Here is a 26,373-nt window from a genome sequence, read left to right on the forward strand (position 1 = left end):
CCTTCAGTGACCCGCGCTCATGCCGCCGTCGACGTGGAGGATCTCGCCGGTGACGAACGGGGCGTTCTCCAGGTAGATCACCGCGTCCACGATGTCGCTCTGCTCGCCCATCCGGCCGACCGGGTGCAGCGCGGCGAGGTCCTCATGGGTCTCCTCGGGGTGCATGGGCGTCTTGATGGTGCCGGGCGAGACGGCGTTGGCGCGGATGCCGCGGGTGGCGTGCTCGATGGCGAGTGACTTGGTGGCGGACTGGAGGCCGCCCTTGGTCAGCGAGGCCAGCACGGAGGGGACTCGCGAGTCGGCGTTGTCGACCAGGCTGGTGGTGATGTTGACGATGTGACCGCCGCCCTGGGCGAGCATCCGCTCGACGGCCAGCTGGGTGATGCGGAAGAAGCCGGTGAGGTTCACACCGATCACGGTGGCGTAGTCGTCCTGGGTGTACTCGGTGAAGGGCTTGGCGACGAAGATTCCGGCGTTGTTGACCAGGGTGTCCACGCGGCCGAAGCGCTCGATGGCGGCGGCGATGACACGCTCGGCGGTGGCCGGGTCGGCGATGTCGCCCGGGACGGTCAGGACAGCCGCGTCGTCGGAGGGGGCGATGGTGCGGGAGGTGGCGACGACGCCGTAGCCGAGGTTGCGGTAGGCGTCGACGAGACCGGCGCCGATGCCCTGCGAGCCGCCGGTGATGACTGCGACCTTCTGAGTGCTCATGATGACCTTCTCCGGGATGGGGTGGGGATGTTCGCGACCGGACGGAGGAGCTAGCCGACCGGTCGCCTATTCGAGAAGCTAGGCGGCCGGCCGGGCGAAGTCAAAGGTCAAGAGCGCTTGGGCCGGGACTTGCTCCCTCGCACCTGAGAGGCCTGGACTCCCAGTGCACGTCGGGGGGCGGGGGAGTGGTGGAGGTTCCTAGCGCCGATACGGGTCGCCGTCGGGCAGCCAGGCATCCGGGCCGTGGATTCCGAAGTCGCCGACACCGTCGCAGAGGGCGTCGACGACGGCGAGGACCGAGGTACGGACTTCGCCGCTGCGCCACACCAGGGACCAGGTCCAGCGGATCTGCGGTGCGACGACGGGGCGTTGGACCAGGTCCGGCGGGAGCGGGGTGGTCTGGCCCTTGGGAGAGTTGATGACCGGGCGGCCGCTGCGGCGGACGTGGTCGAAGAAGGCGGGGCCGGTGATGCCGCCGTCGGAGATGCGTATCGCGTGGGCCCCGGTGTCCCTGGCCAGTTGCTCGGCGTAGGCGTTCCAGGACGACCAGGAGGTGATGTCGTCGTCCAGGAGGACGACGGTGTCCCGGGCGGTCACCTCACCGGTGTCCTTGCCGGTGGCGACGGCATGGAGCCGGTCGGCGCCGATGAGCCGGGCGCGCAGATGGTGCCGCTCCAGGTCCGCGGTGCGCACCCAGCACACGGCGAGGTCCAGGCTCCCGTCGGCGACCCGGGCGGCCTGGCTGTGCGAGGGGGCGACCCACGCGTCGATGTGGACTTGGGCCACGGCGGACGTGCGGGCGATCAGGTCGGCGGGACGCCAGTTGACGTAGCCGAGCCGGACCGGTTCCGAGCCCGAGAACCGACGCGCACGTCGTTGCAGGTCGTCGGCGCGTTCCAGCAGCGCGCGGGTGTGCGGGAGCAGGGCCGAGCCGGCCGGGGTGAGGGACACGGAACGGCGGTCGCGGTCGAACAGGCGCACCCCCAGGTCGCGTTCCAGCGCCTTGATCTGCTGGGACAGGGATGGTCCGGCGATCAGGAGCCGCTCGGCGGCCCGGCCGAAGTTCAGCTCCTCGGCCACGGCGACGAAGTATCGAAGTTGGCGCAGCTCCACGCCCGCCATCGTACGTCGGTGAGAGGCCATGCCTCCCAGGAGAGAGACGGCCGGTCGTGGCCCGGCTTCTGACGGCGGGCCGATGATGAGGGCGTGGAGACCCGACGTGAAGTGACCGTTCCTCCCGGCCCCGATACGTCGGCCGCCGTCCGATCCGACCGCGGCGACCGGCCGGCGGCCGGGGGAAGCGCTCCGCGCTGCGGCTGCTGGCCGGCGTCGCCAGCGCACTGATCTTCGTCATCGCCGTCAGCTCGCTCCACAGCCATCTGCGCGAGCACCCCGCCCACCTGCCGGGCTGGGCCTTCGGCGGAGTGGGCGCCGGCATCGCCCTGTCCGGCTTCCTGGTCCTCACCGTGCGTTCTGTCGCCGACTGGCGGGCCGCCTGGTGGGCCTCGGCGGCCCTCGCCGCCGTCCTCACCGTCGCCTCGTGGAACCTGCGCCCCGAGCCGGCTCCCGCGATCACCGCGGAACGGGGCAGGGCGGCGGCCGGTGGGCCGAGGATCCGCACGCATCGCTGGTTCGGCTTGCTGTTCACCTCCTACAGCCTGGAAGGCGTCGGCTACATCGTCGCCGCGATCGAGCAGAGCTCTCCGGGGTGGCTCGGCAGCGGCGCCTGGGTGCTGGTCGGTCTGGCGGCCGTACCGTCCTCGGCGCTGTGGGCACGGCTCGGGCGCCGCTGGTCCCGCCCTGATCTGTTGCTCGTCGCGCTCGTCGTCCAAGCGGCCGGCATCGCTCTGCCGGCGCTCGTCGGGGGTGCGGCGGCTGCCCTCGTCTCCGCGGCCCTGTTCGGCGCCACCCTCATCGGCGTCAGCACCCTGGCCCTCGCCGCGGGGGCCCACCTGCGATTTCCCCGCTCGGTCGCGCTCCTGACCGCCGGATACTCCGTCGGTCAGATCCTCGGCCCCCTGGCCGTTGCGCCATTGCTCCGCCACGGCTATCACCAGGCCCTGATCCTGGCCGCCGTGGTGGTCCTGGCAGCCGCCGGGGCAGCCGCAGTGCTGCGCATCGGCTTCCCGAACCACGTGATGGTGGTGCGCCACGGCGCTCCGGCACCACAGCCGATACCCGGGGAGGCGCGAAGGGTGTCCCAGGAAGCCCCCGACGGCTTCTGAATCCGGATACGCCCTGGCCTCGCCCGTCGCGTCGTCGCGGCGGGCGAGCGTCAGGCTCCGGCCACGGCCTCCCGCGGCGCACGGGCGCCGAGCAGGGCAAGGCAGTTCTGCCACAAGGGACCGAGCCGGTCGGTGCTGTTGTAGAGCTTGGCGAACAGCACCTGACCCTCGAGCTGGGCAACCACAGCCCGCGCGGCTTCCCGCGTCTCGGCCACCTCGACCTCCTGCCGCTCGCGGGCCTCGTTGATGACCGAGTCGACCATCTCGACCTGCGCGTCGAAGATCTCCTGAAGCCGGGTGCGGATGGCCTCGGTCTGGTTGCACAGCTCCAGGGTGAGATTCCCGAACAGACACCCCGAGACGGTGCCGCAGCTCTGCTGGGCGGCGTGGAGGCCGGCCGCCGTCTCCTCGAACAGCCGGCGAAGACGCAGCAGCGGTTGGGCGTCACCGCTGAGAGCGGCCGTCCAGGTGCGCTTCTGACCGGTCCAGTGCTCGTCGATGACGGCCAGCGCGAGGGACTCCTTCGAATCGAAGAAGTAGTAGAAGCTCCCCTTGGGTACGCCGGCCGTCCTGCATATCTCGGCCACCCCCAGGGCCGAGTAGCCGTGTGTTTCGATGAGCGACCGCGCGGCGCTCAGAATTCTCTCGCGAGCATCACTGGTCCGTCCCATGAAGCCAGTTTACGACCGGTCGACTATGACGCCCGGGGCTGTTCGGAGGCCGCTTCACCACGATGGATCCGTCACACCGAGAGAAGCGAGGGAAGCAGTCATGCCGCTGCTGTACGACGACATGGGCACCGCTGTGGACCTGGCCCGTCCGCCACGCCGGGTGGTGTCCCTCGTGCCGTCGCTCACGGAGGCGGTCGCCGTAGGACATCCGGACGCCCTGGTCGGGGCGACCCAGTGGTGCACTCATCCGGGCGACCTCGACGTGGTGCGCGTGCGAGGCACCAAGAACCCCGACCGGGCGGCGATCGTCCGGCTGCGGCCGGACCTCGTGATCGCCAACAAGGAGGAGAACCGCGAACTCGACGTCACCCGGTTGCGCGCCGCGGGAGTGCCCGTGTGGGTGACCGTCATCGAGACCGTCCCACAAGCCCTGGACTCGCTCGAGCGGCTGTTCACCGAGGCGCTCCGAGCTCCGGTCCCCGACTGGCTCGACGCGGCACGAGAGCTGTGGTCGGGGCCCGTCCCCGAGGCCACGGCCACCGCGGCGGTTCCGGTCTGGCGGGATCCCTGGATGGTGGTCGGGAGGTCCACCTTCACCGGTGACCTTCTGCGCCGGGCCGGTATCGCCAATGCGTTCGCCGAGCACCCGGATCGCTACCCGCATGTGGCGCTGGAGGAGATCGACCGACCGGACGTGGGCGTCGTCCTGCTGCCCGACGAGCCCTATGTGTTCACCGAGAGCGACGGCCCCGAGGCCTTCCACCGCACCCCGACCCGCCTGGTCAGCGGTCGGCTGATCACCTGGTACGGCCCGTCGCTGCTGCCGGCACACGAGATGCTGAAGGATCTCCGGCTGGAATAAGACGCACGCGCACTGTGCCTCTCTTCACACCCTTCTCACCTTCAGTAATTTACTAGGACGTCCTAGTATCTATACGGTCAGCGATCCTGACCTGTCTGGGAAGGCCCTCATGAGCGATCTGCACCGACCCGTGCACCCTGTCCGCCTGGTTACGGCTTCGGCGCTGTTCGACGGGCACGATGCGTCGATCAACATCATGCGGCGGATCTTCCAGTCGCAGGGGGCCGAGGTGATCCACCTCGGACACAACCGGTCCGTGCGCGAGGTCGTGGACGCGGTGCTCGAGGAGGACGCACACGGCGTCGCGGTCTCCTCCTACCAGGGCGGACATGTGGAGTACTTCGAGTACTTGGCCGAGTCGCTGCGCGAGCGGGGAGCGGAACACGTCCGCGTGGTGGGCGGCGGAGGCGGCGTCATCGTGCCCGAGGAGATCGCCCGGCTGCGCGAGAGCGGAGTGACCATCTTCTCTCCCGAGGACGGCCAGCGGCTGGGCCTCGCCGGGATGGTCAACTCGGTGATCCGGGATTGCGACTTCGACCTCTGGGACGGCGGGCCGGCTGATGCCGCCGCCATACTCGCCGGCGACCGGTTCGCGATCGCCCGCGCCATCACCGGCGCCGAGCTCGGCAAACTGCCCCCGGATCTCCTGGGACAGCTGCGCGCCGCCGCCGCGGAGCGGGGCACGCCGGTGCTCGGCATCACCGGCACCGGCGGCTCGGGGAAGTCGTCGCTCACCGACGAACTGGTGCGCCGCTTCCGTCTCGACCAGCAGGGCGAGCTACGCATCGCGGTCATCGCGGTCGACCCGACCCGCCGCCGTGGCGGCGGTGCGCTGCTCGGTGACCGGATCCGGATGAACTCCCTGGACGGACACCGGGTCTTCTTCCGGAGCCTCGCCACGCGCGGCAGCCGCGAGCTGCCCGAGCATCTGTCCGACGTGATCGACGTGGTCAAGGCCGCCGGGTTCGACCTGGTCATCGTGGAGACGCCGGGCATCGGCCAGGGGGACGCGGCGATCGTGCCGTTCGTCGACACCTCGATGTATGTGATGACGCCGGAGTTCGGCGCCGCCTCGCAGCTGGAGAAGATCGACATGCTCGACTTCGCCGATGTGGTGGCGATCAACAAGTTCGAGCGGCGCGGCGCCAAGGACGCACTGCGTGACGTGGGCCGCCAACTGGTCCGCAACCGTGAGGCGTTCGGCAAGCGGCCCGAGGACATGCCGGTGTTGGGCACCTCGGCGGCCACATTCAACGACGACGGTGTCACCGCGCTCTACCAGCACCTGAGGACCACCCTGGCCGGGCAGGGCCTGCCGCTGTCCGAGGGCGCGCTGCCGCCGGTCGACGTACGCCACTCCTCGGGCATCCGGCAGGTGGTGCCCGCGGACCGGGTGCGCTACCTCGCCGAGATCACCGAGACGGTCCGCGGATACCACGCGGAGACCGAGCGGCTGGCCGAGGCGGCCCGCCGGGCGCAGCGCCTGGACGCGGTCAGGGGTGAGCTCGTCGAGGCGGGCTCGGACGCCGGAAACGTCCAGTCGCTGCTCGACGACGCCCGTCGGCGGCTCCCGCGCGACATCACGGAGCAGATCGGGAACTGGCCCGCTGTCGTGGCCGCCTACTCCGGTGACGAGCAGGTGGTGAAGGTCCGCGACAGGGAGATCCGCACCACGCTGACCCGCGAGTCCCTGTCGGGCAACAAGGTCCCCCGCGTCGCCCTGCCCAGGTTCACCGACCACGGGGAGCTGGTGCGGTTCTGGCGCCGGGAGAACCTGCCCGGCTACTTCCCCTTCACGGCCGGGGTGTTCCCGTTCAAGCGCGACGGGGAGGACCCGGCGCGGATGTTCGCCGGCGAGGGCGATCCCTTCCGCACCAACCGGCGCTTCAAGCTGCTCTCCGAGGGCCAGCCGGCCACCCGGCTGTCCACCGCCTTCGACTCGGTCACCCTCTACGGCCGCGACCCCGGCGAACGCCCCGACATCTACGGGAAGGTCGGCACCTCCGGAGTGTCGGTGGCCACGCTGGAGGACATGCGGGCCCTCTACGACGGCTTCGACCTGGTCGCGCCGACCACCTCGGTCTCCATGACGATCAACGGACCCGCGCCGACCATCCTGGCGTTCTTCCTGAACACCGCGATCGACCAGCAGGTCGAAATGTTCCGCGCGGCGGAGGGCCGCGACCCGTCACCCGAGGAAGCCGCTCGCTTGCGCGCACACGCGCTGGCGAGCGTGCGCGGCACGGTGCAGGCCGACATCCTCAAGGAGGACCAGGGCCAGAACACCTGTCTGTTCTCCACCGAGTTCTCCCTGCGGATGATGGCCGACATCCAGGAGTGGTTCATCGCGCACAAGGTCCGCAACTTCTACTCGGTGTCCATCTCGGGCTACCACATCGCCGAAGCCGGGGCGAACCCCATCAGCCAGCTGGCCTTCACCCTGGCCAACGGCTTCACCTATGTCGAGGCCTACCTGGCGCGCGGCATGCACATCGACGACTTCGCCCCGAACCTGTCCTTCTTCTTCTCCAACGGCATGGACCCCGAATACTCCGTGCTCGGCCGGGTCGCCCGCCGCATCTGGGCGGTGGCGATGCGGGACCGCTACGGGGCGAACGAGCGCAGCCAGAAGCTGAAGTACCACGTCCAGACCTCCGGCCGCTCCCTGCACGCCCAGGAGATGGACTTCAACGACATCCGCACCACCCTTCAGGCGCTCATCGCCATCTACGACAACTGCAACAGCCTGCACACCAACGCCTACGACGAGGCGGTGACCACCCCGACCGAGGAATCGGTCCGCCGGGCCCTGGCCATCCAGCTGATCATCAACCGGGAATGGGGCCTCGCGATGAACGAGAACCCCCTCCAGGGGTCGTTCATCATCGATGAGCTCACCGACCTGGTCGAGGCGGCGGTGCTCGCCGAGTTCGAGCGGATCAGCGAGCGCGGCGGTGTGCTCGGCGCCATGGAGACCGGCTACCAGCGCGGCCGTATCCAGGACGAGTCGATGCTGTACGAGCAGCGCAAACACGACGGGACACTGCCGATCATCGGGGTCAACACCTTCCGCAGCCCGCACGCGGACACCGCGGAGCCCGGCGCCATCGAGCTGGCGCGCGCCACCGAGAAGGAGAAGGAGTCCCAGCTGGAGCGCGTACGGGACTTCCAGGCCCGCCACCGCGACCAGGCGCAGGCCGCCCTGGCCGCCCTCAAGGACGCGGCGGTGGGCGGCCACAACGTCTTCACCGTCCTCATGGACGCCGCCCGGGTCTGCTCGCTCGAGCAGATCACCGAGGCGTTCTTCGAGGTCGGCGGCCAGTACCGCCGCAACGTCTGACCGAGAGGTTTACTTCTCTTCGTCGTCCAGGAGAGCGAGCAGCGGCCCCTGCTCGCTCTCCTGGACGTACCCGGCGTAGTAGTCGTAGAGCTTGCGCCGCGAGATGCGCGCCGCCGCCAGGCCGTCCCGGGCCCGGATCGCCTCCAGCACCTCCTGGTGGTGCTGGAGCGACTCCCGCATGAGCGCCTTGCGGTTGTGCGCCTGCGCGACCTTGTCCGAGATCAGCGAGAGGACGGCGCCCCGGACCACCTGGTTGCAGACCTCGATGAGGGAGTTGCGGCTGGCCACGGCCACCGCCTCATGGAACGCGACGTCAGCCTTGCTGAACTCGTCGTACCCCGTCTCGATCGCGTCCGCCATGACGGCGATCGTCCGCTCCATGGCGGACAGCTCCTCCTCGGACCGCAGCCGGGCCGCGAGCATGCTCGCCGACCCGTCGAGAATCATGCGGAACGAGATCAGCTCCGCCATCGACACATTGTCGAACTGGACGAGCCGGGTCATCTCCTTGGTCAGGCCGGCCGAGGAGAACGGCAGGATCTCCGGGCCGTTCGGGTCGCCCGGGCGCGAGCGGATGAGGCCGTTGCTCTCCAGTACGCGCAGGGCCTCCCGCACGGTGGGCCGGCTCGCCCCGAACTGGGTCACCAGCTCTCGCTCGCTCGGCAGCCGCTGACCGGGCTTCAGATCACCGCGCGTGATCGCCTGCTCGATCTGCTCGACGATGCGCTGGTAGAGCCGTACCGGCGAGACCTGCTGGAACTGTGCCCCGTCACTCACGGCTTCTCCCCTTCGAGCGTTGTCGTTTCTCCCCCGGCCGTCTCTCCGGTGGTCGCCCCGGGGACGCCGTCCGGCCAGTGCGGGACCGCCTCGGCAGGCCGGTTCCGTTCGTACCACGCGGCCGCCCTCAGAACACCGAGATCGTCGAAACGGGGGCCCGCGATCTGCACCCCGACGGTCCTGCGGTCCGCCGTAAAGCCGCAGTTCACGGTCGCCGCGGGCTGGCCCGACATGTTGTACGGCGCGGTGAAGCCGATGTGGGACATCGTCTTCGCGTCCTCCAGGAACGGCATCGGCTGCTCGGCGGGGAACGCCGCAACCGGAGCCACCGGCGAAAGCACCAGATCGTACGGGAGCGTCGCCGCCACGGTCCGCTCCTGGATGCGCATGATCTGCTGGTAGCACTGGAGCACCCGCGTGCCCGGCACATCCGCGCCCCCCTGGCACCATCGGATGATGCTGGGGTGGACACGCAGCTTGGCCTCGGCCGCCAGTTCGCGGAAGTCGTTCCAGGACCGCACCCGCCAGAACAGATCCAGGTCGTCCAGGAGATCCTGGCCCATGAACGGCTCCACCGGCTCCACGACGGCGCCCGCCGCCTCGAAGACCGCGGCGGCACGGTTCACCGCGGTCAGGATCTCGGCGTCGCACGGCTCTCCGCAGCCCGCGTCCAGTTGCACCCCCACCCGAAGTCCGCGCACCTCGCCGACCGGTGCCGACCAGTCGATGTCCTGCGGCGGCAGGCTCGACCAGTCCCGCGGATCCGGTCGGCTCAGGATGCTCATGAACAGGGCCGCGTCCGCCACGGTGCGCGTCATGGGGCCGGCGGCGCGCCCCAGGTACGGGGCGTCCAGCGGGATCCTCCCGTAGCTGGGCTTGAGCGTGGCGAGGCCCAGCCAGGTGCCCGGCAGCCGGATCGACCCGCCGATGTCGGTGCCGACGTGGAGCGGGCCGTAGCCTCCGGCAGCCGCGGCCCCCGCGCCGGAGCTGGAGCCGCCCGTGGTCCAGGCGGGGTCCCAGGGGCTGCGGGTGATGCCGTGCCGGCTGGAGACTCCCGAGGAGAGCATGCCCCAGTCCGGCATCACGGTCGACCCGAGGATCACCCCACCGGATTCGAGGACCCGCGCGGTGATGGGCGCGTCCGCCTCGGGGACGACCGGATCCGTCCCCGCGTTGCCGGAGGGCATGGGGACGCCTCTGCGGGCGACGTTCTCCTTGAGCGTCACGGGCACGCCGTCGATGGGGCCGAGCGGTTCCCCCGCCGCCCATCGGGCCTCGCTGGCCAGGGCCGCCTTGCGGGACTCGTCCGGATCCCGCACCCAGAACGCGTTGAGCACGCTCTCGCGCGCCTCGATCACCGACTGGACGGCGTCGTGGACCTCGACCGGCGACAGCGTGCGGTCGGCGAATCGGGTCACCATCTCGACGGCCGGCATGGCGGCCAGGCCCTGTTCCGTGAGCACTCGCACTCTCCTCCTCCCCCAGCTACCGCTGGGCGGGTGCCCCTCGCGATACCCGGGGCATTCGAACCCTTGACAAGTACAGCCTCAGTCGTCACGGTACCTGGCAAGTCAGCTTACTGGTCAGGCCAGTCAGAGGGGAAGGTGCGTTGATGGCGCGGGACACCAACGTCGTGCGGCTCGCCGTCATACCTGGTGACGGAATCGGCCCTGAGGTCGTCGCGGCCACCGTGCCCGTGCTCCAGGCCGCGCTGGAGGCCGACGGCCACCGGCTCGACGTGACCTCGTTCGACTGGGGAGGCGAGCGGTTCCTGCGGCAGGGGGCGGCGATGCCGGCCGATGCGGCCGACCTCGTCAAGAAGACGGACGCCGTGTTGTTCGGCGCCGTCGGACGTCCCGATGTGCCGGATCACGAACTGGTCTGGGGCCTGATCATCGGCCTGCGGCAGCAGCTCGACCTCGCCGTGAACATCCGCCCGGTGCGCGCGTTCCCCGGCGTGCCCACCAAGGTGCGCGACACCGACGGCGTGGACCTGGTCATCGTTCGCGAGAACACCGAGGGCGAGTACGTCGGCGCCGGCGGCGTGGCGCACGCCGGCAGCGGACACGATCTCGGCATCGAGATCGCGGTGCACTCCCGCCGTGTCATCGAGCGGGCGGCGCACCATGCCTTCGCCCTGGCCTCCCGGCGGTCGGGACGGCTGTGCCTGGTGACGAAGTCCAACGCGATGCGCTACGGCTATCCGCTGTGGGACCGGGTGGTGCGCGAGGTCGGCGAGCAGTATCCGGCGGTCCGGTTGGAAACCGTGCTGGTCGACGCCATGGCCGCGCGTATGATCCAGGCTCCGCGATCGCTCGATGTCCTGCTCGCCGGCAATCTGTTCGGCGACATCCTGTCCGACCTCGCCGCGGTGCTCGCCGGCGGTATGGGCATGGCACCCAGCGCCAACATCCTTCCGGGCGCCGATGTGCCGGGGGTCTATGAGCCGGTCCACGGCTCCGCACCCGACATCGCCGGGAGGGGTGTGGCGAATCCGGTGGCGTGCATGCTGTCCGGAGCGCTGCTGCTCGACGACCTCGGACACACCAGCGCGGCTCGCCGCATCCGTGACGCGGTGACGGGCACCTTGCGAGATGCCCGGCACCACACGGCGGACCTCGGCGGAAACGCCACCACGGCGGATGTGACATCCGCTGTCCTGCACACGATGGAAAGCCAGGGGTAGAACCTATGAGAGACCACAAGCAGTTGACGCGACACACCGGGGTGGTCGCGGCCACGCTCGCGTCCCTACTGCTGGCAGCCTGCTCGGCCGGGTCCACGGCAGACGGCGGTGGCAGCGGCAAGTCCGGGAAGACCGACGACGCCCTGAAGATCGGCCTCAACGCCGAGCCGGCCAACCTCGACATCACCAAGACCGCGGGTGCCGCCATTCCCCAGGCACTGCTCTACAACGTCTACGAGAACCTGGTGAAGGTCGACCAGTCCGGGAAGATCCAGCCCCAACTGGCCAAGTCGTGGAGCCTGTCCAAGGACCGCAAGACGTACACGTTCCAGTTGGTGAAGGACGCCAAGTTCAGCAGTGGCGCACCGTTCACCGCCGAGGACGCGAAGTTCTCCATCGAACACGTCAAGTCCGACTGGACCATCGCGCAGAAGGCGCAGATGGACGTCGTCGACACGGTGCGGGCGGTGTCACCGACCGAACTCAAGGTCACCCTGAAAGAGCCGAGCAACGACTGGCTGTACCGGATGACCACCCGCGTCGGCGTGATGTTCAGCCGGACCGGCGTGAGCAAGCTGGCCACCGAGCCGGTGGGCACCGGCCCGTACGTGGTGAAGAAGTGGAACCGCGGCGACTCGATCACGCTGGCCCGTCGTGATGGCTACTGGGGGAGCGAACCGCACTTCGCGTCGGTCACCCTCAAGTACTTCAAGGACCCGACGGCCATGAACAACGCGCTGCTCACGGGCACCATCAACGTGATCGGCACGATGCAGACCCCGGATTCTCTGGACCGGTTCACGAACAACCCGACGTACAAGGTCATCGAGGGCACGACCAACGGCGAGGTGGTCCTCTCCCTCAACAACGGCTCGGGCCCGCTGAAGAACCTGAAGGCCCGCCAGGCCGTCCGCTACGCCATCGACCACAAGGCCCTGCTTGACACCTGCTGGGCAGGGCGCGGCAAGCTCATCGGCAGCATGGTCCCGCCGACCGACCCGTGGTACCAGGACCTCACCAACCAGTATCCGTACGACCGCGACAAGGCCAAGAAGCTCCTCAAGGAGTCCGGCGAAGCCGGCAGTACGCTGCGGCTGCGGATTCCGACGCTGCCCTATGCCACCGCGTGCGGCACCGTGGTCAAGAGCCAGCTCGAACAGGCCGGGTTCAAGGTCACCCTCGATCAGCTGGAGTTCCCCGCCGCCTGGCTGAGCACCGTGTTCAAGAACGCCGACTACGACATGTCCATCATCAGTCACCTGGAACCCCGGGACATGCAGACGGTGTTCGGGGACAAGAGCTACTACACCCACTACGACAACGCTGAATTCCGCGCGTTGCTGAAGAAGGCGGACCGGGGCACCCAGGAGGAGCAGGTCACCGCCATGCGGGAGGCCGCCCGGCTGCTGTCCAAGGACGCCGCGGCCGACTGGCTGTTCCTGCTGCCGAACCTGATGGTGGCGGACAAGAACATCACCGGCCTGCCCGTGGACAACGTCTCCGAGTCCCTGGATCTCACCGGCCTGGGCCGGTCGTGAAAGGCGGACTCAACAAATGATCGTCCGTCTGGTGCAGCGGATCGGGATCCTCCTGGCCAGCCTTGTCGTGAGCTCCGTCCTGGTGTTCGCGTTCATGGCGGTGCTGCCAGGAGACCCGGCCCGCGTCGCCCTCGGCGTCAGCGCGTCGGACACGGCGGTGGCGCAACTGCGCGAGCAGTTCGGGCTCGACCGGCCGCTCGTGGTCCAGTACTTCAGCTGGGTCAAGGGACTGGTGACCTTCGACCCGGGCAACTCCTACATCTCACAGACGGCGATCGGCCCGCAGATCGCCGACCGCCTCCAGGTCACCCTGTGGCTCGTCGGCGCCGGGATGGCGTTCGCCTGCCTCCTGGCGATCCCCATGGGCACGCTCATGGCGGTGCGGCACCGCAAGCCGTCCGGGCTCGTTCTCTCGGCCCTGTCGCAGGTCGGCGTGGCCGTCCCGGCCTTCCTCGCGGGCATCCTCCTGATCACCGTGTTCGCGGTGCGGCTCGGGTGGCTGCCGGCGAACGGCTGGACACCCCCGGCGCAGGATCCGGTCATGTTCCTCAAGCAACTGGTGCTGCCCGCGCTGTCCCTCGGGCTGGTGCAGGCGGCCATGCTCACCCGCTATGTCCGCAGCGCCGTGCTCGACGTCCTCCGGGAGGACTATCTGCGCACCGCTCGTGCCAAGGGACTCCGCCCGACGCAGGCGCTGTTGCGGCACGGCCTGCGGAACGCGGCGGTGCCCGTGGTCACCGTCCTGGCGTTGCATCTCGCGACGCTGCTGGTGGGCGCCGTCGTCATTGAACGGGTCTTCGTCATCCCCGGGCTCGGGAGCCTGCTGCTGGACAGCGTCTCCAACCGGGACCTCATCATGGTGCAGGACGTGGTCATGATCATCGCAATGGCGGTGCTGCTGGTGAACTTCCTGGTGGACATCATCTATCTGGTGATCGACCCGCGGCTCAGGGTCGGTGCGTCATGAGCGCTCCGGACACCACGTCCGCTCCGGACAGCAAGGCCGCCGCGTCCGCGGTGCCCGACATCCGTCGTCGGCGCCGCCCGGTGACGGGCAGCCTGCTGGTGGGCGGTCTCATCGTCGCCGTCGTGGTCGGCATGGCGCTGCTGTCCTTCGTGTGGACCCCGCACGACCCGACCCTGGTGAACGCCTCGGCGCGGCTGGAGAAGCCGTCGCTGGAGTACTGGTTCGGCACGGACAAGTTCGGCCGTGACGTGTTCAGCCAGATCCTGGTCGGCTCGCGCACCACGCTGTTCGTCGGTTTTGTGGCGGTGGGGGTCGCCGCCCTGGTCGGGGTGCCCCTCGGCATCGCCGCCGGAATGGCGCCACGCTGGCTCGGCGAGCTGCTGATGCGCGCCAACGACCTGCTGCTCGCCTTCCCGGCGCTCCTGCTGGCCATCATGTTCGCCGCCGTCTACGGCGCCGGCACGCTGGTCGCGATGGTCGCCATCGGCATCGCGTCCATCCCCAATTTCGCCCGGCTGATCCGCGGCGGCACGTTGCAGGTCATGAAGACCGAATACGTCACCGCGGCGCGCGCGGCGGGCCGCGGGCCGTTCGCGATCGCCGTGCGGCATGTCCTGCCCAACGTCAGCAGCCTCGTCATCGTGCAGGCGTCGGTCGGCTTCGCCATCGCCGTCCTCGCCGAAGCCGCGCTGTCCTTCCTGGGCTTCGGCACCCCGCCCCCCACCCCGTCCTGGGGCCGGATGCTCCAGGAGAGCCAGGAGCTGCTGTCGCTGGCCCCCCGGCTCGCCGTGTTCCCGGGCATCGCGATCGCGGTGGCCGTGCTCGGGTTCAACCTGCTCGGTGACGGCCTCCGCGACCGTTTCGACCCCAAGCTGGAGGACCGCCGATGACCGGCAACGTATCTGGCGACGTGCTGGCCGTGCGGAACCTCGACGTAACGGTGGGCGGCCGCAAGCTCGTCGAGGATGTCGGCTTCACCATCCGGGCCGGCGAACGGGTCGGCCTGATCGGCGAGTCGGGGTCGGGCAAGTCGTTGACCGCGCTGAGCGTCATGGGCCTGCTCCCCGAAGGGCTGCGGGCCACGGGTTCGGTGCGGCTCGCCGGAGTCGACCACGACCTGGTCGGTGCCGACGAGGCGCGGATGTCCCGGGTGCGGGGCAAGGAGATGGCCATGGTCTTCCAGGAGCCCATGACCGCGCTGAACCCCACGATGAGGGTGGGGCGGCAGATCGCCGAGGTGCTCCTGGTCCACCGGACCAGGCCCGACCGGGCGTCCGCCCGGGCCGCCGCCGTGGAGTTGCTCGCCCAGGTGGGGCTCCCCGACCCCGCGGCCGCCGCGCAGGCCTACCCGCATCAGTTCTCCGGGGGCCAGCGGCAGCGGGTGGTGCTGGCCATCGCCCTCGCGAACGATCCCGCGCTCCTGGTCTGCGACGAACCCACCACCGCGCTCGACGTCACGGTGCAGGCGCGGGTGCTCGACCTGATCGTGCGGGGAGTCCAGGACCGCAGGTCGGCCATGCTGTTCATCACCCACGACCTGGCCGTGGTGGCCACCGCCTGCGAGCGGGTCATGGTCATGTACGGCGGGCGGCTGGTGGAGTCCGGGCCGGTCCAGGAGGTGTTCACCCGTCCTCGGCATCGCTACACCCAGGGCCTGATCGGCGCGTCGGACCTGACCGTGGTCGACGACCGCGGCCGGCTGGCCACCATCCCCGGATCGGTGCCGCCGGCGGGCCACTTCCCCGCCGGATGTGTCTTCAGAAACAGATGCGCCCACGCGACCGAGGCGTGCGCCACCCGGCCGGAATGGATCCCGACCGGGCCGGACTCCGGCTACGCCTGCTTCCACCCGGCACAGAGCCCGGCAACCGGGAGCCGCGCACACGCGAAGGGCACACCGATGAACCAGGAGGCCGGCCGTGGCTGAGCAGCCGACCGCCATCAGCGTCCGTGACGTCACACGCGTCTACCACCGTCCTCGTACCTCGCTGCGCCACCCCAGCCCGCCGGTGCACGCCCTGCGCGGCGTCAGCTTCGACGTCCCCCAGGGGCAGCGGTTCGGCATCGTGGGCGAGTCGGGGTGCGGCAAGTCGACCCTGCTGCGGATTCTGGCCGGGCTCGACCGCCCCACCAGCGGTGGCGTCGCGATCGACGGCCGGGACATCACCGGGCTCAGGGAGCGGCAGCTCGGGTTCGTCCGTGAGCGGCTTCAACTGGTGTTCCAGGACCCGATGAGTTCGCTGGACCCGCGTATGCGCGTCGGCGACATCGTGGCCGAGCCGCTTGTCGCACAGGGGCACCCGAACCGCCGGGAGCGGGTGGCCGAGTTGCTGGAGGCCGTCGGCCTGCGGGCCGACGCGGCGGACCGGTATCCGCACCAGTTCTCCGGCGGCCAGCGGCAGCGCATCTCGATCGCGCGTGCCCTCGCCCCCCGCCCGAAGATCATCGTGGCCGACGAGCCGGTGAGCGCCCTGGACGTGTCCGTACGGGCCCAGGTGCTCAACCTCATCGCCGACCTCGTCGAGGAGCTGTCCCTCACGCTGGTCTTCGTCTCCCACGACCTGTCCGTGGTCCGCCATGTGTGCGACCGGGTCGCGGTCATGAACGGCGGACAGATCGTGGAGTCCGGGCCCACGGAGCAGGTGTACGAGGATCCGCAACATTCCTATACACGCAGGCTGATCGCCGCCGTTCCGACGCTGGGCAAGGCTCTGTCCGGAGTGTCGGCGGCCGACCTCAACCGGGAGTACTGACCGTGACGACCCACGTCGAACCCGCCGGTGGCGAAAGCGCCCAGGTGTTGGAGTTCCACCAGTTCCCGACGGGGTTGCCCATCGGCGACAGCTGGGTGGCGGCACCCGCCGCCGAGGACGTCCGCTTCCCCTACGACGGGACGCTCGTCGCGCGGGCCCCGGTCGGGGACACCGACCTCGCGCGCCGCGCGGTGGACGCGGCCGTCGCGGTCCGCGAACAGGTCGGCAGGCTCCCCTCGCACACCCGCAGGGCGGCGCTGATCGCGACGCACGACGCGGTCGCCTCACGGCGCGCGGACTTCGAGCGGCTCCTGGTCCTGGAGACCGGTAAGCCGCTGGTCGACTGCCGTGTCGAGGTGGATCGCACCCTGCTGACCCTGCTGACGGCGGCCGAGGAAGTGGCCCGGCTGCACGGCGAGACGGTGCCGCTGGACCTGCTGCCGTCGGGGGAGGGGCTGCTCGGCTTCTGGATCCGCAAGCCGATCGGCGTGGTGGCGGGCATCGCGGGCTTCAACTACCCGCTGTTGCTCGTCACGCACAAGATCGCGCCGGCGCTGGCCGCCGGCTGCCCGGTCATCGCCAAGCCGGCGCCGCAGACTCCGCTGGCCTCCCTGTGGCTGGTGCACCTCCTCCGTGAGGCCCTTCGCGCCGCGGGCGCGCCGCAGGCCGCGGTGCAGCTGGTGACCGGCGGCCCCGAGGTGGGCGTCGCCCTGACCACCGACCGCCGGATCGGGGCGGTGTCCTTCACCGGCTCCGCCGCCGTCGGCCACCGGATCGCCCGGGACGCGGCACCCACCAAGGTGCTGCTCGAACTCGGCTCCAACGCCGCCCTGGTGGTCGCCGCCGACGCCGACCTCGACGCCGCCGCCGACGCGGTGGTGCGCGGCGGGTACTACGCGTCGGGCCAGGCGTGCATCAGCGTGCAGCGGGTCATCGTGGTGGACGCCGTGCGCGACGAGTTCGTGGCCCGCCTGACGGAGCGGGTGGCCCAGGTGGCCATGGGCGATCCCCGCGATCCGGCGACGAGGGTCTCGGCACTCATCGACGAGCGGTCGACCGAGCGGGTCCGCGCGTGGCTGGAGGAGGCGGTGGCGGCGGGGGCGTCGCTCGTGGCCGGAGGCAAGGTCACCGACGGGGTGATCGAGCCCACCGTGCTGCTCGACGTGGACCGTGGCCTGCCCGTCTGGGACGAGGAAGTCTTCGGCCCCGTGGTGGCGGTGCGGTCCGTCCCCGATCTGGACACGGCGTTCGACCTGGTCAACGACTCGCGCTACGGACTGCACGCGAGCGTCTACACCAGCGCCCTCGATACGGCGTTCGCCGCTCTCGACCGCCTGGAGGTGGGCGGGGTGGTGGTGAACGAGGTGCCCGGCTTCCGCTCCGACGTCATGCCGTACGGCGGTGTGAAGGACTCCGGGGCCGGACGGGAGGGCCCCAGGTTCGCCATCGAAGAGCTCACCGTGACCCGTATGGCAGTGATCCGTCCGACGACAACGAAACCGTGAGGACCATGCAAGCAGAGGACCGCACCGATGCGGTGGACGCGTACTCCCGCCTGTTCAGGCTCGACGGCCGCAAGGCCGTCGTGGTGGGCGGGGGCAGCGGAATAGGCCGCGAGAGCGCCCTGGCGCTCGCCGCGCACGGCGCCGAGGTGGTCTGCGCCGACCGTGATCTGACGGCGGCCACGGAGTCGGCGTCGATGGGGCCGGGCCTTGTCCCGTACGCCCTGGACGTGCTCGACGGCGAGGCGGTCGCGCGCGCCGCCGAGGAGCTGGGACCCGTCGACGTGCTCGTCTTCACCGCCGCGACGAACGTGCGCAAGCGCCTGCTCGACTACACGGCGGAGGACTTCGAGCGGGTCGTGGCGCTCAATCTGCGCGCGTCCTTCGACCTGGTGCGGGCGTTCGGCCGTGGCATGGCCGAACGTGGCAGGGGCAGCATCATCGGCTTCAGCTCGATCCGCGCGGTGGCCGTCGAGCCGGGGCAGGGGGTGTACGCGGCCACGAAGGCGGGCCTCGTTCAGCTGGCGCGGACCGCGGCGGCCGAACTGGGCCCGTCTGGTGTGCGGGTGAACACCATCGCCCCGGGCATCGTGGACACACCGCTGACCACGCAGATCAAGGCCGTGCCGGAGTGGTCGGAGGCCTACGCGACCAAGAGCGCCCTGGGCCGCTGGTCCCGGCCCGACGAGCTGGCCGGCGCGGTCGTCTACCTCGCCTCGGACGCGTCGTCCTTCGTCACGGGGAGCCAGCTGTTCGTGGACGGAGGCTGGACGGCGATCGACGGACGCTATACGCCGCCCAGCTGACCGGACGACCGACTGGGAGCGACGCGGGCCCCGAAGGGCTCCGCGTCGCTCCCAGTCGCATGGCGGAGGGCGTCAGTCGATCCGCTCGAAGGGCTCCGTGCCCTCTTCGTCCGGCGCGACCGTGAAGACGACCTTCTCGAAGGCACCGGTGAACGCGAACTCGCCGTCGTAGTTGGGCGAGGAGGGCGACAGGGTGTCCCGGCCGACGTCGAGGCCCTGCCACCCCAGGAAGTGCGGCAGGACCCGCGGAATGGCTTCGGAGCCGACCGGCCTGCCCGACACATACAGGTGTCCGGTGCCCCGCATGTCACCGGTCTTGACGAATTCGAAGGTCAGCTCCGCCGGGCCGACCGGGAGCTCCTCCGCCGAGGTCACCGCGTACCGGGTGCCGAGGAAGTTGTACTCGTAGACCAGCCGGTTGTCCTTGACGTACAGGACGTATCCGCTGCTGATACTGCCCAGGGACACCAGCACACCCTCGTCCGACGCGGTGGCGCGGTCGACGTACGCGGTGATGCGGTGTCCGCGGTTCATCACCGGTGGCACCGCGGCGATGGGCAGATGGGCCATGCCGGGATAGTAGGTGAAGGTGGTGCGCCTGCGCGGGGAGCCGGGACGCGGAATCTTCGCCCGGTAGGCGAATCCGTTGTCGTCCAGCGGCAGCACGTCGTATCTTCCCGCCTCCACCCAGAAGCGGGAGATCATCTTCTGTAGTTGCTCGGGCCGCGTCCGCGCCAGGTCGTTGCACTCCGAGAAGTCGCTGTCGTGGTGGTAGAGCTCCCACTGGTCCGCGTCGAACGATGTGCCGCGTTCGTGGTAGGCGACGGCCTTCCAGCCGTCGTGCCAGATCGCGCGGTGTCCGAACATCTCGAAGTACTGGGCCTCTTTGCGCGTCGGCGCGGCCGGCGAGCCGAAGGTGTAGGCCATGCTGACACCGTGGATCGGCAGTTGCGGGATGCCGTTGTACACCGCGGGCGCCTGGAGACCGAGCAGTTCGAAGAGGGTCGGGGCGATGTCGGACACATGGTGGAACTGCTGCCTGATCTCGCCGGTGCGCGGCAGCCCCCGGGGCCACCGCACGATGAGCGGGCAGCGGACGCCGCCTTCGTGGGTGTTCTGCTTGTAGCGCTTGAACGGCGTGTTTCCCGCCTGTGCCCAGCCCCAGGGGTAGTTGGCATGAGCGCGGGTGGTGCCGATGTCATCGATCCGCGCGACCATCTCCTCGAGGTCCTCGGGGATCCTGTTCTGGAACGCGGTGGGGTTGAGCGAACCCTTCTGCCCGCCTTCCTGGCTGGCCCCGTTGTCCGAGAGCAGGATGGTGATGGTGTTCTCCATCCGACCTATCCGCTCCAGGAACTCCATGAGCCGGCCGATCTGGTGGTCGGTGTGGTCGAGCATCGCCGCGTAGGCCTCCTGGAGGCGTACGGACAGCTTCTTCTCGTCGTCCGACAGCTCGTCGAAGGGCACGACCCCGGGGTTGCGCGGCGCCAGTTCGGTGCCGGGTGGCAAGATGCCCCGTTCGATCTGGCGGGCGTGCCGGGTGGCGCGCTCGGCGTCCCAGCCGTGGTCGAACCGGCCCCGGTACTTGTCCAGGTACTCCTGGGGGGCCTGGTGCGGGGCGTGCGCCGCGCCGAACGCCAGATACAGGAAGAAGGGCTTCTCGGGAGTGACGGACGTCTGGTCCCGGACGAACTCGATCGCCCGGTCGGCCAGGTCCTCGCTGAGGTGATAGCCCTCTTCCGGGCTCTTCGGCGGATCCACGGCGTGGTTGTCGTGGAACAGCTCCGGATAGAAGCTGTCCGTCTCGGCTTCGAGGAATCCGTAGTAGCGCTCGAACCCGCGGGACAGCGGCCACTGGGTGTACGGCCCGGACGCGGTGGTCTGCTCCATCGGCGCCAGATGCCACTTGCCCACGGCCATGGTGTTGAAGCCGCTGTCGCGCAGCACCTCGGGCAGTATCGCGGCGGCCTTGGTGATCCGTCCGCGACCGCTGGGGAAGCCGGTGTCGAAGTTGGACAACATACGCATGCCGACGGAGTGGTGGTTCCGGCCGGTCAGCAGGGAGGCACGGGTCGGCGAACACAGCGTGGTGGTGTGGAAGTTCGCGTAACGAAGGCCGTCGGCGGCGAGGGCGTCCATGGCCGGGGTGTCGATGTCCGAGCCGAAGCAGCCGAGGTCGGAGAAGCCGACGTCGTCGAGCACGATGACCACGACATTGGGCGTGTCCTCGGGGAGCGTCTGCTGATCGGGCCACCAAGGAGTCGACTCCTCGTAGGTGGTGCCGATCCTGCCTTGGAAGGTGCCGCTCTCGGACGGCGGATACGGAGAGGCGGTGGTCATCCAGGACGCTCCTTTGACCAAGGAAGGCTCAGGTTAACTGGTCTTACCAGTAGTCCGGGCGTAAGTTTCGCCCGCTCCTGTGGTTGTGTCAACCATCCGGTGGTTCGCCTACCGACCCGCCCGGGGCAGGTCCGCCGCGCAGCGGAACCCCATGTGCCCGGTGCTGCTGTCAGGTGTGTTGGAGGTGCGCGCGGCCACGCGGTAGCGGTTGCAGTACGACTCATGGCACAGGTAGGAGCCGCCGCGGATCACCTTCGCCTCCCCGCTGGGCGGTCCGGCCGGGTCCCGGCGGGTCTCCGGGCGCTCGGCGGCGTGCCATGTGGTGCTCCACCAGTCGGAGCACCACTCCCACACGTTGCCCGAGGTGTTGTACAGGCCCAAGTTGTTGGGCCGGTAGGTCTTGACCGGCGCGGTGCCCAGATATCCGTCCTCGCCCGTGTTGACCTGCGGGAACCGCCCCTGCCAGATGTTGCAGCGGTGCTGCCCCCGGGGCAGCAGCTCGTCCCCCCAGGGGAAGCGGGCGCGCTCCAGACCGCCACGCGCCGCCATCTCCCACTCCGCCTCCGTGGGGAGGCGCTTGCCCGCCCATGCCGCATAGGCGGACGCGTCGCGCCAGGACACATGGACGACAGGGTGGTTCGAAAGTTCGGTCCATGACGACCCCGGCCCGTAGGGGGCCTGCCAGCACGCCCCCTCGACCGCGAGCCACCAGGGCGCCTGCTGCACCGTGTCGCGCACCAGGTGCCGGGCACCGGGGTGGACGAGTGCGTAGAACACGAAGGACCAGCCGTGGCGCTCGGCATCGGTCCGGTAGCCGCTGCCGCGCACGAACGCCGCGAACTGCCTGTTGGTGACGGCGGTCGCGTCGATGAGGAACGGCGACAGCCGCACCGCCCGGACGGGGCCCTCACCGTCCTCGGGAAACGCGTCGGCGTCATCGCCTCCCATCAGATACGTCCCTCCGGGGATGCGCAGCATGGCGCGCAGCCCCTGTGCCCGGTCCCGCTCCGAGGCCTGGGGCCGAACGGCGGGGGGCTCGGGGTTCTTCCGGTCGCCCCCTGGCGTGGGGGCGCAACACGCGCCTGACATCGCTCCTCCGACCGCGGCTGCTGTTCCTCACCCGACTGACACACCATCGATCTCAGGGCACGGGAGTCCCCCGCTGCCAGGAGGCGATGACGATCAGCGTCTTCGTCTGGAGCACACCGACGCCCTTACGACGCAGGCGATTGACCACCTTCTGGAGGTCATCGACATTGTCGACATGCAACCGGACCAATGCGTCCACGTCGCCGGTGAGCGTCAACACCTCGTCGACCTCCGGCAGCGTCGACGCGAACTCCACGATGTCGTGGATGTCGGTGTCGCCCGTGAAGCGCAGCTCGGTGACCGCCTGAAGGCCCTGACCGAGCTTGGCCTGATCCGTCGTGATCGTGTAGCCGGTGATGACACCCGACTCCTCGAGGCGCGCGATGCGCCGGCGGACCGGCGCCGGCGTGAGCTGCACCAGGCGTGCGATATCGCGAACGGTGCGCCGCCCGTCGGCTCGCAACAACTCCAGGATCTGTAGATCGACCGAGTCGAGATGTACGGGTGCCGACATGCCACAAGTGTAAGCAGCACTTACCGCAACGCCCACTCCCGACCTGGACGGACTGCTCGACAGGAGCGTGCCGCGCATCGCTGTGCGCACCCTTGTTGTGAACGGATCCGGCCCTTGGAACCGTGTCCCGCATGTCAGCCGCGATACCACCACTGCTGCGACTCGATGTCGTCGCCATGCCCTTGACGGTCGCCCGGGTCGCCTCGATCCTGGCCCATCGCCAGTTCGACGTGGTCACCATGGATGTCGCCGCGCCCGTCGACGGGCTGCGGACGATCACCATCGAAGTGGACACGGCGGACGACATCAGGTTGCAGCAGCTCGTCCAGTTCCTGAACCGGTCACCCGACGTCGTCAGGGTCGTGCGCCTCGCCGACGCCGCTTCGATCCGTCAGGGAAAGGTGAGGGTCTGAGCCAGCAACGTCACGAGGACGAGCACCGTGGGAAACAGCGCGAGGAACATGGCGAAGGTGTAGCCCATGATGTCGCGCGCCTTCAGGCCGAGGATCGCGAGGGTGGGCAGCATCCAGAACGGCTGGAGCAGATTGGCGCTGGCCTCGCCGAGGTCGTACACCACGACCATCCAGCCCTGGTTCACATGCAGCTCGTTGGCCGCCCCGAGGACGTAGGGCGCCTCGACCACCCACTTGCCACCGCCGCTGGGCACGAACACCCCGAGCACACAGCTGTAGACACCGATGAGGGCCGGGTAGAAGTACTCGTTCGACACCGACACCAGCCAGTCCGCGATGGTCTGGTGCAGCCCGGTGAAGGCGATCATCCCGAAGATGCCTCCGTACAGGGGGAATTGCAGCAACACGCCCGAGGCGGCCGGTGCTCCCTCCCTGAAGGCGCGGGCGAGGTGTACGGGTCGCCAGTGCAGGATGAGGGCCAGCAGGATGAGGATCAGGTTGACGGTGTTCAGATCGAGCGCGTTGAGCGGATTGCCCTTGGCCTGGGCGAAGTGGCGGACGAGATACCAGACACCCAGAACGAAGAGCGCGATGGTGAGGGTCGGACTGAACTCGACCCACTCGCCGGGGCGGCTGCGCCGGGAGTCCGGGCTCTTGGTGCGGAGCGCGGGCCCGAGATCGATGCCGAGCCGCTCCGCGGTCATCGCCCGCTCAGGCGACGGGGCGAGGAACCACGCCATGGTGACCGCCACCGCGAAGACGATCACCGTGGCCACGATGCCCTGCCAGAGGAAGATGGTGTCGGTCAGGGGAATGACCCCGCTGCCCCGCCCCTCGGCGATGATCTTCTGCACGGCGGCCGGGCTGGAGGTCGCGCTGGCCACCTGGAGCGCGGCCGATCCCGACAGGCCCTGGGCCCATACGGTGCCCAGGCCGAGGAAGGCCATGGCTCCGATGGCGCGGTAGTCGACTCCGGCCAGCCGGCGGGCGATCTCCTTGGCGAGGATGGCCGTGAAGACGAGGCTGAAGGCCCAGTTCACATAGGAGGTGGCCATGGCGACGGCGGCGGTGAACGTGATAGCGCCGCGCGGGGTTCGGGGCACGGCGGCGAGCCGGGCGATGAGGCGGGCCATCGGCGGCGAGACCGCCACCGCGTAGCCCGCGATGACGATGATCGCCATCTGGAGCGTGAACTCTATGAGCGACCAGAACCCTTTGCCCCATGCGTCCACGAGGCCGAAGCCGCTGGTCGCTTCCGGGTCGCTTGGCTTGCCGAGCAGGCTTTCCCCTGAGACGAGCCCCAGGGCGAGGACCACGAAGGTGCCGATCAGGACGAAGCCGAGAGCGTCCGGCAGCCACTTCTCGGAGAAACGGGTGAACCGCAAGGCCAGCCGGGCAAGCCAGGTCTCCTTGCCGCTCACCTCCGCTTCCGACGTCTTGAGGGGGTTCGCGGCCATACGGATCTCCCGTTCGTTCGAATTCGCCCTCGCGGGGCGGGGTGCGCGCGCAAGATCCTGATGGGGGGCGGCTGAACGCGGCAATGGGGAATCCGCACACGGGTTGCCGCCGCACCATGTGGGACATGCCCATGGGAGAACATCCACGGCCCCGGTACATCCGTCCCGCAAACGCACCGGCGAGGACCTGGCACCTGGCCAGGTCCTCGCCGATGGTGGTGAGCGGCCGCCGGGCCGCGCGCACTCGCCCCGGAATCAGCTGCCGGGTGTGAGCTCGAGGGTGTCGAGCACCCCGTACACCCCGAGGAAGAGGATCGCCGCGCTGCTCAGGACGAGGGCGGCGGTCAGCCAGGGGTTGGCGCGGAAGCGCGGTGGGACGCCGGTGTAGCGCAGGCGCCAGACCGCGACCACCACCGCCAGGAGGAAGATGCCACCGCCGATGCCGCCGATCTGCACCATCAGGACGGGGGACTGGACCCACAGGAAGATGCACATCCACACCGGGGGCAGGCAGCAGGTGAGGATGCGGATGGTGCGCGTGCGCACGCGCATGTCCTTCCAGTTGATCACTCCGAGCAGACCGAGGGTGTTGGTCCACAGCCGGGGGACGCTGGCCGACGAGGCGACGGTGACCGAGAAGAGGACGGCGATCGCACCGGCCAGGAACAGGTACTCGGCCCAGGGGCCGAGCGTGTCGGTGTAGATGTGCGAGAGCGTGGTGATCATGCCGTTGCCCTCGGGCACCAGGCCCTGTGGATGGAGCACCGAGGCGCCGATGACGTAGAAGGACAGGGTGCAGACCGTGCAGATGATCCAGGAGACGCCCACGTCGAGCCGCATGACCTTGAGCCAGCCCTCGGCCCGCCGGGCGCGCTCCTCGGTGCCGTCGTCGGGGCCGGTCCAGCGGGCGTAGCCCTTCTCCATGCACCAGTAGGTGTACGTCGTCATCTCGTCGGCGCCGACGCCGGTGATGCCGAACATGGCGAGTGCGATGCCGATCGTGCCCGCGGGGATCTGGAAGCTCAGCCCGTCGGCGAACTGCTCGGTGCCGTACCCGAAGGCGGTGAACGGCAGGGCGAGCGCCAGGCCGACGGTGATGACGGTCTTGAGCGTGATGCCGATGACCTCGACCCGTTCGACGACGTGGTACTTGCCCGTCTGGAGGATGAGGATGGCGGCGCCGGTGACGATGAGGGCCCAGATGGTCAGGGACGATGTGCTCAGCGCCGCCCCGTGGATCGGGAGCAGGATCGAACAGGCCGCCGCGGTGCCGCCGATGATGCCGCCGCGCTGGAACATCTTGGCGAAGTCCATGCCGATCCAGAGCCAGTTGATCCAGCTCAGCCGGCCGATCCGGGGGCCGACGTCACGGAAGCCGTCGAGCGCCGGTCGGCCGTTGAGAATCGTCCAGCGGGCCAGCTCCATCTGCACCCACACCTTGACCGCCGTCGAGACGATCACCAGCCACAGCAGCGCGAACCCGGCCTTGGCGCCGAGCGAGGTAGTGGTGATCAGCTCACCGGAACCGACGACGGCGGCGGACAGCACGAGACCGGGGCCCAGTTCGCGCACTCGGCCGCGGAAGGTCACGGGGGCCGGGCGGGCGTCCTCGGCGCGCAGCGCGTACGGATCGATCTGCGTCTGCGCGGGTGGTGGCGTCGCCGTGGCGCCGTCGGTCGTGGTGGCCATATCAGGTCCTTAGGGCTTCCGGCGTCGTCGCCG

21 protein-coding genes and 1 pseudogene are annotated in these 26,373 nt (G+C 69.6%); 12 read left to right on the forward strand and 10 right to left on the reverse strand.

All coding sequences use genetic code 11. From position 1 onward, the window contains the following. Nucleotides 1–3: 3 nt before the first annotated feature. On the reverse strand, nt 4–711 hold the full coding sequence (locus tag ACH4S9_RS26420) for an SDR family oxidoreductase (RefSeq protein ID WP_311721915.1): 708 nt from the start codon (nt 709–711) through the stop codon (nt 4–6). Nucleotides 712–909: 198 nt separating this feature from the next. Next, nucleotides 910–1,833 (reverse strand): LysR family transcriptional regulator, encoded by a 924-nt coding sequence (locus ACH4S9_RS26425; RefSeq protein WP_398374432.1) that lies wholly within the window; start codon nt 1,831–1,833, stop codon nt 910–912. Nucleotides 1,834–2,021: 188 nt separating this feature from the next. Here ACH4S9_RS26425 and ACH4S9_RS26430 point away from each other — a divergent pair. Beyond that, nucleotides 2,022–2,936: pseudogene (locus tag ACH4S9_RS26430) on the forward strand (YbfB/YjiJ family MFS transporter); the annotation flags it as partial. 50 nt (nt 2,937–2,986) lie between these two features. Here ACH4S9_RS26430 and ACH4S9_RS26435 read toward each other — a convergent pair. Next, nucleotides 2,987–3,607, reverse strand: coding sequence for a TetR/AcrR family transcriptional regulator (locus ACH4S9_RS26435; protein WP_311721916.1), 621 nt, complete (start codon nt 3,605–3,607; stop codon nt 2,987–2,989). A gap of 100 nt (nt 3,608–3,707) precedes the next feature. Between ACH4S9_RS26435 and ACH4S9_RS26440 the strand changes: the two genes are divergently transcribed. Next, nucleotides 3,708–4,469, forward strand: a complete 762-nt coding sequence (locus tag ACH4S9_RS26440) for a helical backbone metal receptor (protein ID WP_311721917.1) — start codon at nt 3,708–3,710, stop codon at nt 4,467–4,469. Between the two features lie 109 nt (nt 4,470–4,578). Further along, nucleotides 4,579–7,809 (forward strand): fused isobutyryl-CoA mutase/GTPase IcmF, encoded by a 3,231-nt coding sequence (icmF, locus tag ACH4S9_RS26445; RefSeq protein ID WP_398374080.1) that lies wholly within the window; start codon nt 4,579–4,581, stop codon nt 7,807–7,809. A gap of 9 nt (nt 7,810–7,818) precedes the next feature. Here the strand turns inward: icmF and ACH4S9_RS26450 are convergent, their stop codons facing one another. Together ACH4S9_RS26450 and ACH4S9_RS26455 are read right to left on the reverse strand one after the other, a co-directional pair. Further along, nucleotides 7,819–8,586, reverse strand: coding sequence for a FadR/GntR family transcriptional regulator (locus ACH4S9_RS26450; RefSeq protein WP_311721919.1), 768 nt, complete (start codon nt 8,584–8,586; stop codon nt 7,819–7,821). Beyond that, nucleotides 8,583–10,049, reverse strand: a complete 1,467-nt coding sequence (locus ACH4S9_RS26455; protein WP_385343978.1) for an amidase — start codon at nt 10,047–10,049, stop codon at nt 8,583–8,585. Before ACH4S9_RS26455 ends, ACH4S9_RS26450 begins: the two co-directional genes overlap by 4 nt. Nucleotides 10,050–10,198: 149 nt before the next feature. On the opposite strand from ACH4S9_RS26455, the gene ACH4S9_RS26460 reads away from it, so the two are divergent. The 8 genes from ACH4S9_RS26460 to ACH4S9_RS26495 are packed head-to-tail and all read left to right on the forward strand — an operon-like array spanning nt 10,199 to nt 18,838. Next, a complete protein-coding gene (locus ACH4S9_RS26460; RefSeq protein ID WP_398374081.1) occupies nt 10,199–11,272 on the forward strand; it encodes an isocitrate/isopropylmalate dehydrogenase family protein in 1,074 nt (357 codons plus the stop codon). Nucleotides 11,273–11,277: 5 nt separating this feature from the next. Continuing rightward, nucleotides 11,278–12,810 carry an ABC transporter substrate-binding protein gene (locus ACH4S9_RS26465; RefSeq protein ID WP_385343972.1) on the forward strand — a complete coding sequence of 511 codons (1,533 nt, stop codon included), beginning with the start codon at nt 11,278–11,280 and terminating at the stop codon, nt 12,808–12,810. 16 nt (nt 12,811–12,826) lie between these two features. Further along, the gene (locus tag ACH4S9_RS26470) at nt 12,827–13,777 is read left to right on the forward strand and encodes an ABC transporter permease (protein WP_398374082.1); all 951 of its coding nucleotides are present in this window, start codon (nt 12,827–12,829) and stop codon (nt 13,775–13,777) included. Then, nucleotides 13,774–14,667 (forward strand): ABC transporter permease, encoded by an 894-nt coding sequence (locus ACH4S9_RS26475; protein ID WP_311721925.1) that lies wholly within the window; start codon nt 13,774–13,776, stop codon nt 14,665–14,667. The genes ACH4S9_RS26470 and ACH4S9_RS26475 overlap by 4 nt, the downstream gene beginning before the upstream one ends. Continuing rightward, entirely contained in the window at nt 14,664–15,704 is a 1,041-nt protein-coding gene (locus ACH4S9_RS26480; RefSeq protein ID WP_398374083.1) for an ABC transporter ATP-binding protein, read from the forward strand. The genes ACH4S9_RS26475 and ACH4S9_RS26480 overlap by 4 nt, the downstream gene beginning before the upstream one ends. Beyond that, nucleotides 15,697–16,530: an ATP-binding cassette domain-containing protein gene (locus tag ACH4S9_RS26485; RefSeq protein ID WP_352127197.1), complete on the forward strand. Its 834-nt coding sequence runs from the start codon at nt 15,697–15,699 to the stop codon at nt 16,528–16,530. The genes ACH4S9_RS26480 and ACH4S9_RS26485 overlap by 8 nt, the downstream gene beginning before the upstream one ends. A 2-nt stretch (nt 16,531–16,532) precedes the next feature. Further along, on the forward strand, nt 16,533–18,035 hold the full coding sequence (locus ACH4S9_RS26490; RefSeq protein ID WP_311721930.1) for an aldehyde dehydrogenase family protein: 1,503 nt from the start codon (nt 16,533–16,535) through the stop codon (nt 18,033–18,035). Between the two features lie 5 nt (nt 18,036–18,040). Further along, the gene (locus tag ACH4S9_RS26495) at nt 18,041–18,838 is read left to right on the forward strand and encodes an SDR family oxidoreductase (protein ID WP_311721932.1); all 798 of its coding nucleotides are present in this window, start codon (nt 18,041–18,043) and stop codon (nt 18,836–18,838) included. Between the two features lie 72 nt (nt 18,839–18,910). Here ACH4S9_RS26495 and ACH4S9_RS26500 read toward each other — a convergent pair whose 3' ends face one another. The 3 genes from ACH4S9_RS26500 to ACH4S9_RS26510 all read right to left on the reverse strand — a co-directional run bounded on the left by ACH4S9_RS26500 (nt 18,911) and on the right by ACH4S9_RS26510 (nt 22,781). After that, nucleotides 18,911–21,178 carry an arylsulfatase gene (locus ACH4S9_RS26500; RefSeq protein WP_398374085.1) on the reverse strand — a complete coding sequence of 756 codons (2,268 nt, stop codon included), beginning with the start codon at nt 21,176–21,178 and terminating at the stop codon, nt 18,911–18,913. Between the two features lie 108 nt (nt 21,179–21,286). Next, a complete protein-coding gene (locus tag ACH4S9_RS26505) occupies nt 21,287–22,267 on the reverse strand; it encodes a formylglycine-generating enzyme family protein (protein ID WP_358843740.1) in 981 nt (326 codons plus the stop codon). Nucleotides 22,268–22,319: 52 nt separating this feature from the next. Further along, entirely contained in the window at nt 22,320–22,781 is a 462-nt protein-coding gene (locus ACH4S9_RS26510) for an Lrp/AsnC family transcriptional regulator (RefSeq protein ID WP_352127202.1), read from the reverse strand. A 131-nt stretch (nt 22,782–22,912) separates the two neighbouring features. On the opposite strand from ACH4S9_RS26510, the gene ACH4S9_RS26515 reads away from it, so the two are divergent. Further along, complete coding sequence (locus ACH4S9_RS26515; RefSeq protein WP_311721937.1) at nt 22,913–23,194, forward strand: ACT domain-containing protein; 282 nt, start codon at nt 22,913–22,915, stop codon at nt 23,192–23,194. Here ACH4S9_RS26515 and ACH4S9_RS26520 read toward each other — a convergent pair. After that, complete coding sequence (locus ACH4S9_RS26520) at nt 23,173–24,651, reverse strand: TIGR00366 family protein (protein ID WP_311721938.1); 1,479 nt, start codon at nt 24,649–24,651, stop codon at nt 23,173–23,175. The two genes, ACH4S9_RS26515 and ACH4S9_RS26520, sit on opposite strands and share 22 nt — an antisense overlap. Before the next feature lie 255 nt (nt 24,652–24,906). Next, a complete protein-coding gene (locus ACH4S9_RS26525) occupies nt 24,907–26,340 on the reverse strand; it encodes an Nramp family divalent metal transporter (protein ID WP_398374086.1) in 1,434 nt (477 codons plus the stop codon). Nucleotides 26,341–26,373 lie beyond the last annotated feature (33 nt).

It is taken from the genome of Streptomyces sp. NPDC021225 (assembly GCF_044332865.1).
Classification (GTDB): Bacteria; Actinomycetota; Actinomycetes; order Streptomycetales; family Streptomycetaceae; genus Streptomyces.